Genomic DNA, 16,209 nt, shown 5'->3' on the forward strand with positions numbered 1-16,209 from the left:
AATTTACTATTGTAATACGCGTTGGATCTATACCATTTTGTCTCAAGAATAGTCATAAAATTTCAGAGTATACTCCATCACTGACAGTGATGGCCCTTGCTTAAGTAGTCAGGCTTTCATCTCATGTATGTAACCAGAGCATGAAAGATACTCCGAGACTCTTATTGTCACTCTTAGTGATGTCTTGACATTGTGGGAAAGGGCCATTTCGCATGCATATTAGCCACAACAGTTGGCTCACAACAACAAATAAGCATAAAAAAGTTATTTATAGCTTGATTGGCCTTTGCGCTCTGCTTTTCACTATCTTTGCCCTCTACCGTTTTGCGCTTCCTCCCATAACACCCCACTCCAGCAATAATGGTGCGCATCCCACCATCACAATTGATGCCGGCTTTGAGAATACCTATCGGGCAGGATATTGGACCCCTGTACGCGTGACAATCGATAATAGTGGACCAGCCTTTCAGGGTAAACTTTCGGTGCAAACATTTTCAGGTTCAGCGCATCAACAACATATCGATGCGCTTTCACCCTGGAGCTTTGAGGAGCCGGTAGCTCTGGCCCAGGATGCAAAAAAACAACTGACGATCTATGCTCCCCACTATACAGGCAATTTGATTACGCGCGGTTTTCTGGCAACCCTGCGCAACGAACAAGGGCAATCAGTCAGCGTTCAAGCAAGCCGACAAAGCTATGAGGTACAGCCAGGCGATATGCTGGTAGGAGTACTCTCAGACGATTCCACACTTGAACCCCAATTGACTAAAATCACACTGATCAATCAGTCAGGCTCACTCAATGTTTCTCGTTTAGATACCCAGACGATGCCAACGATGGAAGCGGTATTGGAAAATTTTGATATCTTGATTCTGGATAATTTCTCAACCAACACGTTGAACGCCCAACAAATGAAGGTACTACAAACATGGGTGAATCGTGGTGGTATCTTAATTGAAGTGGGGGACTCAATTGGCAACGTACCCTGGACCCATTGCCGGCGAAACTGCTGCCAGTCAACCTGCATGGACAGGATCTACTACCGCCAGACACCCATCTGCTATCATTCAACGGTAATACCATTGTTCCAGCCAATAATGACATTCCGCCGATCCTCCCAACTATCAGTACCGCCCAACTTCGGCAACAAAGTACCTTTTCTAATATCCAGACGATTCTCAGCAGCAATAACAACACACCTCTGTTCGTCCAGGCACGTCAGGGAGCGGGCCTCGTCTACTATCTGGCCTTTGATCCTGGTGCACCACCACTGGATAACTGGGATACCTCCACAGGTATCTGGCAAGCAATCTTACAGCGCGCCCTGGGAGACCGGCTACTCATTTCTAGCGGCGCCCAGAGCTATGATGGAGGTCCCGGCCAGATTTTGACCCGGGGAGGCGTGGTAAGCTTCTTGACCCCAAATATCTCCTCTACCACCAGTGTGCTGATCCTGCTGCTGCTCGGCTATATATTATTTCTTGGGCCGGTACGCATGTGGTATCTGCGCAAACGGCCAACATCGCGCCTGCATAACTGGCGCATCGTTTTGAGCACCGTCCTGGTTTTTTCTCTGCTCTCCTTTGGGCTAGCCGCTTATGAGAAAGCGACAGCGATTACTAATAATAGCGTCTCTCTCCTACAGATCAACCAGGATGGGACTACGGGCCATATGACAACTTACATGGGCATCCTGGCCCCCAACCAGGGCGATGTTAATGTGCAATTTCCGGGTGAGAACCTGAGCGAACCGATCGATACTCCATACCTGGATCATAACTCAGCCCTCAGTGCCAATCAATCCTCGGGCAGTAGTAGCAGTAGTACACAAACTACCGTGACCTATAATCCAAATAATACCGGCATGACATTAAGTAATAGCAATCTCTGGTCCATTGACCCAATAATCTCAGAACAGGATCTTCAGCTACAAGGCAAACTCTCGGGCCACCTGGTTGTGCGGGACAATCATTTATTGGGAAGTGTCCAAAACAATCTACCCAGCGCATTGAGTGATGCCTATGTATTATTTCCACACACATTTATCCCATTGGGACATATAGATCCCGGCCAGACACGCAACTTCGATGTCCTGCTCCATGCAACCCAACCAGTTTCAGAACAGACCCTGGCAGATCAGATTGAGCGCCAGGCAGGCCTGGCAGGACAATATTTCCCCTTCCAACAGAAAAAACAACCCCAGACGGATCTACAGAAACATATGGCCCTCTTATCCGCCCTGAGTGGTGTAGGCTATAGCTACTCGGCCTGCGAGGGTTCATGCCTGACGCATGCCATCACCAATAAGAGCACTATTTATGTCACAGGAGGACAGATACCTGATCCTAATCTCAAGAATGACTACGATCCCTTACTTATTCCAGGCGCGCAGGCCACGCTAATTGCCTGGGCTGATCAATCACTCAATCAACAGCAGGGGCTAACGATTAACAATCAGACCCCACAGGGTCAGCACACCACCTTTGTACAGATGCCCTTGAAACTTGACTATTCGGGGTTGATCACTATTCCCCAGGATAGTGTCACTGGTAATGTGGTGGAAATCTCTAGCTTTGATGCGGGCGCTATCTTGCCCGGAGCCTATACCCTCACCACAGGCAACCTCAAATTTGAATTGGACCTGCCAGATGTTCCCCATCTCTATATCGGCACCATTACCATCACTGTACCTGACCTGATAACACACCCATCGGGTCCTGGTTCTGGCTCACCCATTCACAATAGCAACATACAAACTAAAATCTATAACTGGCAAACCCATAATTGGGAACACATGCAGCTGAGTGCCAATGATACATTTACTACCAACCAACCAGAAAACTATACCGGACAAAATGGCCGCATCCTGATCCAGCTCGCCAGCAAGCATGCGACCCAGATCTACTTTGGCAAACCAACACTTAGCATCAACGGCAACGCCATCCCATGAACAGAGAACATAGGCAAATCCCCCCGGCATCTGGTACAATTTACATAAGGATTGGCGGCAAGCAGCCGAATGCATAGAAATATGGAGCTCATGCTTAGCTTAGAGGAACAGATACAAGACGCCGTTGAGTTACTACAGCAGGCGTATCGCATCGTTGCCTTGACGGGAGCTGGCATCAGTACGGAGTCAGGTATCCCAGATTTTCGTAGCCCGGGTTCTATCTGGCAACAACTACCACCCGTTAATTATCGGGACTTTATTAATAAGCCCGAGGCGCGTAGACAATACTGGCAAACACGCAAGTCCCTGGCGGGACAGGTGGCGGCTGCACGTCCTAATGCCGCCCACCGGGCACTGACCACACTGGAACAAAAACAACGCCTGCTGGGCGTCATCACCCAGAATTTTGATGGTTTGCACCAGGAGGCCGGACAGCAGCCTGAACGTGTGGTGGAGCTACATGGCACCTCACGTTTGGCGGCCTGCACCCTGTGTGGTAATCGCTCCTCAATGGTGCAGCTCCAGCAGCGTGTAGACGCGGGCGAACAGGACCCACAATGTCCTATCTGCGGTGGCTATCTCAAAGCGGCCACCATCCTCTTTGGTCAGCGTGTTCCTGATACAGAACTAAACCGCGCCAAAGTGCTAACAAGCCAATGCGATCTCTTTCTGGTAATTGGCTCATCGCTCAAAGTTGTGCCAGCCTCTACACTGCCACGCCTGGCCTTACGACGCAACATCCCCCTCATTATCATCAATCATACTCCCACATCACTGGATACAGTCGCCGATGTCGCCATCCACGCTAGCGCCGGGGACATTCTACCAACCCTGGTTGCACAACTTTAACCTTCCTCACAAACATCTGTGCACTAAAGTATCCTTGCTGGGATGACGATTGTGTCGTGTACAGAGATCTACACATGTCAAATAGGATTCATACCCCTTATGGAGAAAAAATGTGTATGAGGGAGACGATTGTGAAGAAAAACAACGATATACGCTCAAAATACCTATCTGTAATTATTCCAGTCTATAACGAGGAAGAAAGTGTTCCACACTTGCACAAGCGCGTCAATGCGGTTCTGTCAACCCAGCAATTTTCTTATGAGGTACTCTACATTGATGATGGAAGCACCGACGGCACACTCCAACAGTTAAGCCAGCTAGTCGAAAAGGATGAACATGTCCGCGTCATCAGTTTCCGGCGCAACTTTGGGCAAACAGCAGCCATGGCCGCAGGTGTGGCCCATAGCCAGGGCGAAATCCTTATCTTTATGGATGGCGACCTGCAAAATGATCCAGTAGATATTCCGCGCCTGCTGAAAAAGATTGATGAGGGCTACGATGTAGTCAGTGGCTGGCGCAAAAATCGTCAGGATGCGCAGTGGAGCCGTAAATTCCCTTCGCAGCTGGCCAATAAATTAATCTCCCGGGTCACAGGCGTTGAACTGCATGACTATGGATGCACCCTGAAAGCATATCGCTATGAGGTCTTGCGCCATGTCAGACTCTATGGTGAAATGCATCGTTTCATTCCTGCTTATGCCGCCCTGAGTGGAGCAAAAATTACTGAAATGGTGGTGGACCATCACGCAAGGCAGTTCGGAAAATCGAAATATGGTATTTCCCGCGTAGTGCGTGTGATACTGGATTTGACCACCTTAAAATTTCTGGGCAGCTTTGGAACCAAGCCACTCTACGCCTTTGGCATCACCGGCCTCTCCGCGCTAGGATTAGGATTTGGCAGCGGCCTATATAGTCTGCTGCGCTCATTCGTGCCAACCCGGGACAAACACCAGCGTACAGCGATCTTTCCTACTTCTCTACTCTTCTCAAGCTTTGGCCTGCTCTGTCTTGTTTCAGGACTAATCGCAGAAATGCTTACACGCATCTATTATGAATCACAGGACAAACCGACATATGTAGTAAAGCAGATACAACCAGAGTCGTCCCAGCATATCCAACTGGTTGATGAAAATCTCCAGACACCAAAGCCATCCCAGAAGAACGGCAAACAGGAAAGTACATCTAGCCGTTAGCAGTTCGAGGAGCAGACATGCGGGGTTCAGGTGGGAGGACAGCGTTGTCTTCCCACGCTAGAGATTAATGCTGGTCAGGTGACGATTTATCAGCTACACAGACGAAAGGAAAGACGGTGAAAATTTTAATGATTGCTCCTCAACCGTTTATGGAGGAGCGGGGAGCGCCATTTGCCATCTATCATCACATTAAAGCGCTCTTGCATATGGGACATACAGTAGATCTGATTACTTATCACATCGGGAAACCGGTAGACCTGCCTGGCTTGCGCATCTTTCGTACACCTGCCATCCCGGGCATCCATGAGGTGAAGGTTGGACCATCGATGGCCAAGTTTCCTCTGGACCTGCTGGTCTTTTTGCTGGCCCTCTGGCGCTTGTGTGTTGCACGCTACGACTGCATCCATACCCATGAAGAGGCAGGAGCCATGGGTGTGCTTTTAAGTGGTATCTTTGGACGTAAACACCTGTACTATATGCACTCAGACCTCTCGCAGCAGATTGTCAGTTCCGACTTCACACACAATCCGTTTCTCATTCGCTGCGTCGAGGCTATTCAAAAATGGATCGTGCGCAAGGCTCACGCGATCATCGCCATCTGTCCCGATATTGAAGTTACAGCCCATACAATGACTGATAAGACCCCGATCTATATGATTGAGAACTCGGCGGTCGATGAGACATTGCCCGCTCCTGCGCTGGATGACATCCTGCAAACGCGCCAGGAATTGGAACTGGGTACAGGCCCGGTCTTGCTCTATACCGGTACGCTGGAGAGTTATCAAGGCATTGACCTCTTAATCCATAGTATCCCGGCAGTCCATAAGCACTTTCCCGCTGCCAACTATGTACTGGTAGGAGGTCAGGCCGCTCAAATTGAACGGCTATCAGCGATGGCTAAAGAGCTAGGTGTCCATCATACGATCCGCTTTGTTGGACAACGACCTCTGGATGAAATGCCAAAATATATGGCTCTGGCCGATATTCTGTTAAGCCCTCGTAGTAAAGGTACCAATACGCCATTGAAACTATATACCTATCTCCATTCGGGCAAGCCGATTCTGGCCACTGAAATTTATTCTCAGACCCAGGTGCTCTCACCTGAAACATCACTCCTGGTTCCTCCAACGGCGGAGGGTCTGGCAGAAGGAGCAATCCGGCTCTTGAGTGATCCACAATGGGCGAAAGAACTGGGCGAAAATGGACGCCTGTTTGCTCAGGAACATTATTGCTGGCGCGTATTCCTCAAAAAAAGTACCTGTGTGCAAGAAGAATTTGCTGCGGATCTTTTAGAAATGGCTGCATAAAACTCATACATATGATAGTACAAAGGAGAACTTCATGCGCTGTTTAGTTACGGGTGTCGCAGGCTTCGTTGGTTCCCACCTGGCAGAACGTTTATTGGAAGATGGGCATGAAGTCTGTGGAGTGGATGCCTTTATTGATTATTATGATCGCGCGATTAAAGAAAAAAATCTAGAAGGCCCACGCTCATGGAATAGCTTTACCTTTGTCGAGGGAAATTTAATCCATTTACCATTGGAGCGGTTGGTGGAGGGGGTTGATTGGGTCTTCCACCAGGCAGCGCAGGCGGGCGTCCGTGCCAGTTGGGGAGAAGAGTTCGCACGCTATACCGAGTGTAATGTGCTGGCGACACAACGGCTGTTAGAGACGGCCTTGCGGGTGGGTGGCGTTAAACGACTCGTATATGCCTCTTCTTCTTCTGTCTATGGTGATGCTCAGACTTTTCCGATCCTGGAAGAGAGTCAGCTACGTCCTTTCTCTCCCTACGGGGTTACCAAGCTCGCAGCCGAGAATCTGTGTACACTTTATCACCATAACTTTCAGGTACCCACGGTCTCACTGCGTTACTTTACCGTTTATGGGCCGCGTCAGCGACCCGATATGGCCTTCCATAAGTTTTGTAAAGCTATATTGAACCATGAACCAATTCGCATCTACGATGATGGCTATCAGACGCGCGATTTCACCTACATCTCGGATGTGGTCGAAGCCAATATTCGCGCCGCTACCAGTGAGGCTGCGATTGGACAGGTCATGAATATTGCCGGTGGCTCACGGGTCACCTTGCGTAGCGTCATCGATATCCTGGAGGAGGTAAGCTGCAGTTCTGTTAAGGTTGCTTTTGAGGCTAAACAGCACGGAGATGTGCGCCATACGTTTGCCGATACGCAACGAGCACAGCAATGTTTGAATTACAGCCCATTGATCTCACTTAAAGAGGGGCTGGCAGAAGAATTTGATTATGCCCGCTCCATCTATCGTCTAGTCCAAACTGCTTGATCTACAGGTATGCGATAGGAGCAGATAACTGCCAATGCCGTTAGCCAATCTGCTCCCTTTGCATATAAAAGCGGAGGTGTAATGAGCATTCCACTGCCAGATAAAACCATGCCACCAGAGGAGAACTACCAATCCACTACTCCCCCGGAATTAACTGCTGAGAGTCCGCCACCTACTAGCCCACCGAAGCAACGCTCTAGATGGCTCAAATTTGGACTCCGGCTCAGTTGTGCATTAATTCTACTTACATTTCTCTTCAAAGCTGTTTCCTGGCCCATTGTCCTACAGAAACTACAACATCTTGACGATGGAGAAGTAATAATAGGACTGATCATAGGTCTGAGTGGGATCATCATAAGCTCCTACCAGTGGCAGAGCCTGCTGGATGGAGAAGGCATTCATATCGATCTCAGACGACTGATCAATCTCTACTTTATTGGGATAGCATTCAATCATTTTTTACCAACAGGCATGGGAGGTGATGTAGTCAAGGCCTATTATGCAGGCAAGGAAGGCCATAATACCGCTGGCTCGGTCAGCGCGGTGGTCATGAGTCGTGTCACAGGTTTTGTAGGCATGCTCCTGGTCTCGATACCAGCGTTGATCATCTGGCACGCGGCTTTCACCTCCTGGGTGATTATAACCTTTGTACTGGCTGCCATGGGTATGTGTAGTGCCCTGGCCGTAGTTTTTTTTGCCGTTACCTTGCTACCACAATTTATACGCGGAAGATGGGCCAGATATAGCATTGTTACATCGATGGTAAATATCGGCATGACGCTACGCGAAAGCCTCAGGCATCCACGAGCGTTATGGAGCGCAATCGCTTATGGAGTACTTTTTCATCTGAGTGCTGCCCTTAACTATTATGCTTTTGCTATGCTGTTACATATCCAGCTCCCACTTCCACTCTTTATGGTTATTGTTCCGTTGGTTTCTCTGATTGCAGTCCTACCTACAACTATCAATGGCTATGGGTTGCGAGAAAGTGCATTTATTACCATTTTTGCAACACTACATGTTGACACATCGACCGCAACAGCGTTGGTCCTGTTGGCAGATGCACAGGGCATCATCTTTGCCTTTATTGGAGGCGCCATCTACCTGTTTGTACACGATAAAAAGGGACTACGCACTGAAAAAGCTCATCTAAAACGTACTGCAAGCAACTAATCTGCGGCATAGCGTTGAAATCTACATCTTGTTCATGGGCACATTCAGCTATGGAGAGATTAAACTATGGACGAAAGACGGTCTCAAGTTCTACCAGAATATATTAAACCTTCTTCTGATGATTCAGATACTGAAACATTGCCTCTGCATGGCAAGGAACAGACACAGGCAAAGCCAAAAGATCAGGAGAAAACCACATCTGGCGGCCCGGATGCCACCACACAAAATGGAAAGAGAGATAAGGCGCAGAGTCCTTTCTCCTCGTTGCTTCATAGTTCAAAAGTGAGCATTCGACAATCAGCACAGGGGTTTAAACAACACACTAAACATGCCAAACATGCACGGGCCATCAATATTACAGCCATTGTGGCAGGCGTAGCGCTCCTGGCCTTCGCCTTCTATACCATATGGTATTCGTTTCTGGCCACCCAGCCGGTAACGGTATTCCGCGTGGGCAAACAGCAGATAGTGACGCAAAACGTTGGTGGCGGCGGCCTGGTTGATGCGAAACAAAACTTTAATTTGCAATTTCCATTGGCCGAACGTGTCATGGGGGTGATGGTTAAACCAGGTGATCATATTAAACACAACCAACCCCTGCTGCGCCTGGACCCCTCACAGCTCAATGCCCAGGTTCAACAAGCAGCTAATGACGTTGCCGCCGCCCAGGCCTACCTCAATTCGGTAGCCGCCAGCGCGCCCAACCCTATCGCGGTCGCTGCCGCTCAGCAGGCTTTTCAGATCGCCAATAACCACTACCACGCTCTGGTAGCGCAGACGAACAGCCCCACCCTGCATAACGGCAACCTGATCTCACCAGTGGATGGGACGGTTATCACGGTGACAATTAATCCTGGCGAGGTCTTTGCCGCCAACACGATCCTGATGACCTTGTCCGATCAGTCATCCTTGATCATACATACCCAGATTCCTCTGGCCAATCTGCAGCAGGTACATTTGAATTCACCAGCACAGATCACGCCATCTGCCTTACCCAGCGTCACATTGAATGGAACGGTTACCAGTATTATCCCGCAGGCTAATGCCCAGACCGATACGTTTCAGGTAGATGTCACAGTTACGAATGGTCAACAATTACTCCTGCCGGGTATGAGTGCCTATGTACGTCTGCAAGGTCAGCAGAACGCCTTCGTTGTGCCGCGCATCTCGGTACTCAATCCAGACCATGAATCCAGTGTGTATGTCATTCAGAATAATCATGCCTACCTGAAACAGGTCCATGTGGCTGGTAGCGCACCAGATGTCTTCTATGTCGATAGCGGTCTGTCAACCAATGATCAGATTGTGGTCCTACCACTCAATCGCCTGCACCAGGGACAAACAGTGACGGTCAACGCGGTTGAACAATAAGGCTGGAAATGAGGGGAATAAGAACATGGTTAGCTCGAACCGACCCTGGTCCCCCCAGCACTGTTGGGGACCATACCGGGTCATAATGCCAGGAATTGCGGGTGTGATAATGCTTAGCGCCAGCCTGTGCTCCTGGTTTACTAGCCCCTCGGGAACACGTCTGATAGCCTGGCGGCTGCCAGTGGATCTTGGCTGGCAGCTGCGATTGAGTGTTCTCAACTATGGGTTACTCTGCTCAGTCTGCGCCCTCTGCATCTTTTTCTTGACGTATCAATCATGGCGGGCGGCGCGGGCTGAAAACAGTACTGATCCTGTGCAGATCCTGACCGCGCCACAGACAGCTCTAGCCAGCAGTTATGTAAAGATCGCCTTGCTCTGCCTGCTGCCGCCTGGATTGTTCCTCTTTCAATTTCTCTGCGCGGATATGTCGACGATGGCTGAAATAACTCGACAGCAAATTCAGTTAGAGCTGGCACGCTCGCATCTAGGCTATGCAGCAACTCCAGAATATACACCAATCATACCTTTTCTACTGAATGGTAACAGCCTGTCTGACCGTTTTGCCATTTTAACCGATCAGTTAGACATCGGCTGGTTTCTCCCACTCTTTAGCATGGGAATCTTGTTGATGGCACGCGCCTTCCTACCGCTGCGCATACGCTTTGAAGAGACGGCACTGGCCTATCGGCGTTCAACACGTCGGGCTCGTACCGGGGTGATCGCGCTGGGAATACTATGCGCGTTGCTCATTTTTGGTCGAGCGCCCGCGGCCATGGCCAGCGAAACGCAGGCCGAACATTTGCTGAATGTGGGGGATTACAGTGGTGCCCTGAACTGGCTGGATCGTGCTCGCTTCTTCAACCCTGGATTGGATCAACTGGTTGCTTACCATATCGCACGTGGCGAAGCCTGGTATTACCTGCATCCAGAACAGCCCAATGCCGAGAGCGAGACCTACCTGGGACACTACTATCGCACCCAGAATGACTTTTACTCCTCCTATCAAACGATGCTCACCACCTGGCATAACTATGATCATGCGCCCTGGCTACAGGACGAGGTCACGCTAGCGCTGGCACAAATGGCTGAGGTAAGCGCCCCCCTCAAAGGGATGCCCAGCACACGCCTGACCAATGATGAGCCAGCCTTGCCCTGGCTAGATGAAATACTGCAGATCAATAATGACAATTTTTATGCCCAGTTCACCGTTGGACGTATTCTCTATGATTTACAAGATTACGCAGGCTGTGAAGCACATATGCGCATGGTCTTGAATATCAGTCCCAGTCCTGAGATGCAATCAGCCGCATACACATATATCGCATTGAGTAGATTTGACCTGGGAGATAACAATAACGCCCGCGAGTATCTGTATAAAGCACAGGATCTAGATCCAGCATATCGTAACAATACCGCTCGCCAGCATATGTCGGGGATGCGCTAATGGAGGACGAAATGCCTGGTAGATACGGAGAAAGGTAATGAGCGTAACTTCCTCGAAATTTCCTGATATGACCCTATCTCCACAAAGAAAGCTTCAGGCGCTGGTCATACAACGAGCCAGGCGCCGTCTCACAAGCTTCACTTTGTGGTTATGCCTGCTGCTGGCTTGCGCGGGAACAAGCTGGTTCGTTTTCCAGTATACTTTGATTCCCCAACAAAAAACGTATGTGCCCCAGTGGATGGACGCCAGCTGGATCGCAGCGGCAGATACAAACGCGCCAGTAGCTTATTATCGCTATACAACCAATTTAACCACGATCCCTGATAATGCTTTTGTCATGATTACGGCCAATCAGGTCTTCCAGCTCTATGTCAATGGTATCTTTATTGGCACCAATACGCAGGACTTTGACCATGGTGAGACCCCTAGAACCTATATGTTCGATGCCAATGTGGCCTTGCATAAGGGGGCAAACACTTTTAGTGCTCGCGTCGTGGATGCTGATCAAAAAAATCCACAGTTGCGCGCATTGATCGGTATTACCTGGGGTGACCAGACAAGCTATATCGGTACTAACGCTTCCTGGCAAGGAACCGGGCAGACGACGCTGGCCCATCCACGCGGGACGGCTAAAACCTTTAGCTGGGCCCTGCCAACCTTTGATGATAGCCTCTGGCAACCTACACGCATGGTCTCATCACCGGTAGCGCCCGCTTCTTTGCTGACTATTAATCCGGTCATCTATACCTACCCGCTGCCATCTCATTGGCTGAGCGCTGAAGGTGGACAGGATGGCTACTTTGTGCGTCAGATTGAGGTACCCGAGCACAGTAGCAGTGTACTGTTACGCCTGATTGCGACTGGACAGGCGGATGTGTTTATCAATGACCACCAGTATATGCAGTGGAATGGTCAGGCAACGGTGCCACGGCAAAATCTCACAACTATCCTGGATGATCTGGGCATGCCGGTCGTCTATCGCAATGGGCTGATTACGGGTGTGTATGATATTACCCCCTACCTGCATAAAGGCAACAATACGCTGGCGATCCATGTCCAGGCTCCCGGTACCAGCACGGCAAAAGTGGGCCTGGATGCATTAAAGAATGCTTTATCCCTCGATGTCCTGGCCAACCATGACAATACAGTGACCAATCTGGCCTTCCCGGATGATGAATGGCATGCCTCGACTGAGGCCATAGATAACTGGACCCAGAATAGTAGCGCCACCATGCGATGGTCGCCTCCTAATCCTATCGGTCGGCCTGGTGCCAGCATGGCTTACTACCTGCCAGATAGCAATACGCCACGCAACGTCGTGACAATGCCACCAATCCTGATCGCGGAAATCATTGTGTATAGTAGCATCGCCGTGCTGGCCGGCTGGCTCTTTATGGCCCTGTTCGTGCTACGCCGTTACTATGCATCGCGCAGGGCTGCTCTTGAGGCGGCCAGCGTCATCTTCCTACCGGCGCTGGTTATAGAAGCCCTCTTAATCGTATTGGACCGCGAGCCGATGTTGCCCCAGCCATTTCCCTTCACCGGCTGGTGGGGCCTCATCCTGATCCTCCTGGTCGTGGCTAGTGCTATCGGGCTCTGGCGTCATGCGCGCTATCGGCAGCAGGTACAATTTAATCCCGCTCCCGAGCCTGAAGCACTGGACAACGATTTCCTGACCCTGGTGGAAGATTCCCTTCCAGTAGAGGACGCGCAGCCCCAAGAATGGATGCAACGCGTGCTGGCCTGGTTACGCTTGAACTGGGGACTGCTTCCCATTATGTTGTTGATCATTCCAATGGCCTGTTACAACCTGGGTTACGAACCGTTCTGGCAGGATGAGCTGTCCAGCTATGATGCGGCCCGCAACATCATGGTCCATGGCTTTCCAGCCTTCCCCTCGGGCTTTACCTATCCAAAAGGCGAGCTCTTCTCTTACCTGCTGGCAGGCCTGATGTTTATCCTGGGCAGCGGAGGAAATGTAGTGCCGCGCCTGATCAGCCTGACCGAATACCTGGTTAGCATTCCAATGCTCTATATACTTACCCAGCGGCTGTTCAACCGCAGGATTGCCTGGCTGGCGGCGGCTATGCTGGCCTTCTCGCCTTACGCCTTGATCTGGTCACGCCAGACACGTATGTATGAACAGGCACAGTTCACGGTGATTCTAGTCCTCTATACCCTCTACCGGGCTATCCAGCAACGCGAGCACAAACGCCCTGTCTACCTGGCCATTACCTGTATGGTCATAGCCTACTTGAGCCATGAGGAAAACTTTATCATCTTGCCCGCGGCCATGATCTGTTCGCTCTTAGCGACGCGTGAAGCCCCCTATGGCATGCCTTATATCCTGCGCAAAAAGCACTGGTGGGTACCAGCCCTCATCGCCTGCGCGATCATCATTATCCAGTTGCTAACCGTCTACTGGACGCACCCCCCAACTTTTGCCACCGACCAGAGCCGGCGGCCACAGATTCAACCTAGCCTGGATAACCTGCCGTATTATGTCTCGCTGCTCTTTAAGGCGATCGCGATTAAAGATACTGCGGCCCCCTGGCTATTAACCCAACCCTGGCTGATCATCAATTCATCACTGATGGTCCTGGGCTGTGTACTGGCTTTTGTGCGCAAAGATCGGCGCGCACGTTTCCTGGCCCTCTTCTTGATCATTTCAAGTATCACCCTGATCATGATCTTTACCATGGAAGCGGATCGCTACTACTATCCCCTGCTACCCATCTACTACATTCTGGGTGCCTACGCCTTCTGGAGCGTCTTGCAACAGGTCTGGCGCTTTGCACGGCCTCACCTGACACTGAACAGGCGCGACGTCGATGGGCAGCCTCACGTTGTCATCTCACTACCGGTGCGCATGGTATTGTCTGCGCTGGCAGGCCTGCTCTGTTTCAGTATCCTCATCTTTCCAGCGCTGCCGTTGAGCAACTACAATCTGTTCATCAGCCGCTCCCTGGGACTGAGCTATCGCCATCACTTTGCTGACTACGATAATGTTGGTCAGTATATGAAAAATCATTTCAAAAAAGGAGATGTAGTGGTCTCGGTCGCGCCAGCGGTAACGACACTCTATTACGTAGGGCAGGTCGACTACTACTTTTCGATTGATCGAGCCCTCTTCCTGATTGAACAGGATAAGAAAGTTATCGAAACCACTTCAGGCAGCCATCCGCTGTTTAATCAGCAAGATTTCCAGAATGTGCTGGCAGCCCATAGCCGCATCTGGCTCATCACGGACAATGGAGGCTATCAAGGTGGCGTCACCAAAAATGGCCGCTTCACGTTCCCTCCGCCCGATTTCCGCATGGTGTACGAAGGCTATGGATCGGCGGTCTACTTCCGTGGCAGTGATGGCTAGTGTATTGAAGAGTCATGCCGATATTAATAACCAGGAAGGCTCGCAAACTTTCAGCATCACCCATTATTCTGAGGTAACCGGTGATGCCAGGTAAAGAAATGAATGCCGGGCACGTGCCTGTCCCGGCATTCACATCCCCAATCTTCGCCAGGAGGGATACCTGGAATTCCTGGAAAGGGAAAAGAGAAAGTAGGTAATCGTATGCAGCAAACGCCTCCAATGGAAGATTTGCCCGCTGCCGATTTTTCGCTCGCAGACAATCTGATACGCGAAGATCTGAAGACGGAACAATCAATTTCGACTTCTGCTCAGATAGAACACCCTGCTGGTCAGGTCTGGGCTTATCGACTCTTATGGATAACATTCTTCATCTTTTTTGCTTCGACTGGAGCGGGCAAGCTCTGGGATCGTGTCTGGCACGCCACGGTTCGCTTTGATACTTTCTGGTCACCACCGCATTTTTTTGTGTTTGTGATGACATCGATAACGGCTGCTCTGGTCGCTACTATCGCTTTTACACCTAAATTTCGCGCATGGTATGGACCATGTGTACGCGTGCCTTTCCTGCCATTTGAGATCGCAGGCTCACTGGTGATACTGGGCGGTGGTCTGACTGCATTAACTATCACTATTATGTTTGATAACTTCTGGCATTCAACCTATGGTCTGGATGAGACCCAATGGTCGGTTCCTCACTGCATGCTGGGCTGGTCCTGGCTCACTATTATCCTGGGCTTCGTGGCGGCCCGTATGGCCTTCAGGCAGTATCGACCCACTAACTGGATTACCAATCTGGTGATGGCGATCTTGATTCTTGAGTTTCTCTGTCCTGCAGTGCTGGGGCCATTCTACCTGATGTATTCACCACATCTGGTCAATGCCTTAAAAAATATTCCTATCGTGCGTACAGAGCCTTCAGCACAACATATGTATCGCATCTATGAACAATTTGGCCTGACGAGACAGACAAACGTTTTGTTTATTCCTATTGTGACCACCTTCGCCGGGGCAGCTCTGGTCCTGTTGCGCCGCCTGGATGCTCGCAAACGTGTCTTCTTACTGGCACCCTTCTTATGGTCAGTGCTCTTGATGGGTCGTGACTGGTATACCATCTCCTTCCTGCACTATGAAGGTGCACATAAGATTACCGATGTCCTGCGCATCATCCCGACAGAGCCTTCACTCTGGGTACCAATCCCGCTCTTTGCAGCTGTCGTCATCTATACCATCTTGCGCCAGACCAGTTTCAAAGAAAATCGAATTTTAGTAATTAGCGGTGTGATCTTTGCCATCTGTACCTACTTCATCTGGCATACAAACCCCTGGATGATCTTGCTGGCCATCCCGGCAGGCGCAACCATGCTCTTAGGAGCCTGGCTCGGTAACTACATCTATAACATGATAGAGAAACCGCGCCTGGAAAGCTTGATGAGCTTCCTGTTAGCAACCTGTGCACAGATCCCTGCAGCCCTGGGCATCATCGACCTGTTTATGCGCCGCGCCACCCCTTAGAATCGCAAGACAACACTTATAGTTCTTCCTGGATTAACCATCC

The 16,209-nt window shown here is 50.3% G+C and carries 11 protein-coding genes; all 11 read left to right on the plus strand.

Going from position 1 to position 16,209, the window contains the following annotated elements:
- Positions 1-212: 212 nt before the first annotated feature.
- The 11 genes from EL645_RS46305 to EL645_RS01880 all read left to right on the plus strand — a co-directional run bounded on the left by EL645_RS46305 (position 213) and on the right by EL645_RS01880 (position 16,166).
- Complete coding sequence (locus EL645_RS46305) at positions 213-1,391, plus strand: DUF8726 domain-containing protein (protein WP_503827009.1); 1,179 nt, start codon at positions 213-215, stop codon at positions 1,389-1,391.
- A 473-nt stretch (positions 1,392-1,864) separates the two neighbouring features.
- A complete protein-coding gene (locus tag EL645_RS46310; RefSeq protein ID WP_503827024.1) occupies positions 1,865-2,950 on the plus strand; it encodes a DUF8815 domain-containing protein in 1,086 nt (361 codons plus the stop codon).
- 90 nt (positions 2,951-3,040) lie between these two features.
- The gene (locus tag EL645_RS01840; RefSeq protein ID WP_218031670.1) at positions 3,041-3,799 is read left to right on the plus strand and encodes an SIR2 family NAD-dependent protein deacylase; all 759 of its coding nucleotides are present in this window, start codon (positions 3,041-3,043) and stop codon (positions 3,797-3,799) included.
- Positions 3,800-3,915: 116 nt separating this feature from the next.
- On the plus strand, positions 3,916-4,992 hold the full coding sequence (locus EL645_RS01845) for a glycosyltransferase family 2 protein (RefSeq protein ID WP_126548464.1): 1,077 nt from the start codon (positions 3,916-3,918) through the stop codon (positions 4,990-4,992).
- A gap of 116 nt (positions 4,993-5,108) precedes the next feature.
- Positions 5,109-6,299 carry a glycosyltransferase gene (locus tag EL645_RS01850; protein ID WP_126548465.1) on the plus strand — a complete coding sequence of 397 codons (1,191 nt, stop codon included), beginning with the start codon at positions 5,109-5,111 and terminating at the stop codon, positions 6,297-6,299.
- Between the two features lie 34 nt (positions 6,300-6,333).
- Positions 6,334-7,296, plus strand: a complete 963-nt coding sequence (locus EL645_RS01855) for an NAD-dependent epimerase/dehydratase family protein (RefSeq protein WP_126548466.1) — start codon at positions 6,334-6,336, stop codon at positions 7,294-7,296.
- 81 nt (positions 7,297-7,377) lie between these two features.
- The gene (locus EL645_RS01860; RefSeq protein WP_126548467.1) at positions 7,378-8,469 is read left to right on the plus strand and encodes a lysylphosphatidylglycerol synthase transmembrane domain-containing protein; all 1,092 of its coding nucleotides are present in this window, start codon (positions 7,378-7,380) and stop codon (positions 8,467-8,469) included.
- 66 nt (positions 8,470-8,535) lie between these two features.
- Positions 8,536-9,840: an efflux RND transporter periplasmic adaptor subunit gene (locus EL645_RS01865; RefSeq protein WP_126548468.1), complete on the plus strand. Its 1,305-nt coding sequence runs from the start codon at positions 8,536-8,538 to the stop codon at positions 9,838-9,840.
- A gap of 25 nt (positions 9,841-9,865) precedes the next feature.
- Positions 9,866-11,284: a tetratricopeptide repeat protein gene (locus EL645_RS01870; RefSeq protein WP_126548469.1), complete on the plus strand. Its 1,419-nt coding sequence runs from the start codon at positions 9,866-9,868 to the stop codon at positions 11,282-11,284.
- Between the two features lie 37 nt (positions 11,285-11,321).
- Positions 11,322-14,654 carry a glycosyltransferase family 39 protein gene (locus EL645_RS01875; RefSeq protein ID WP_126548470.1) on the plus strand — a complete coding sequence of 1,111 codons (3,333 nt, stop codon included), beginning with the start codon at positions 11,322-11,324 and terminating at the stop codon, positions 14,652-14,654.
- 201 nt (positions 14,655-14,855) lie between these two features.
- On the plus strand, positions 14,856-16,166 hold the full coding sequence (locus EL645_RS01880) for a hypothetical protein (RefSeq protein WP_126548471.1): 1,311 nt from the start codon (positions 14,856-14,858) through the stop codon (positions 16,164-16,166).
- Positions 16,167-16,209: the final 43 nt, after the last annotated feature.

This window comes from Dictyobacter kobayashii (genome assembly GCF_003967555.1).
GTDB lineage: Bacteria > Chloroflexota > Ktedonobacteria > Ktedonobacterales > Ktedonobacteraceae > Dictyobacter > Dictyobacter kobayashii.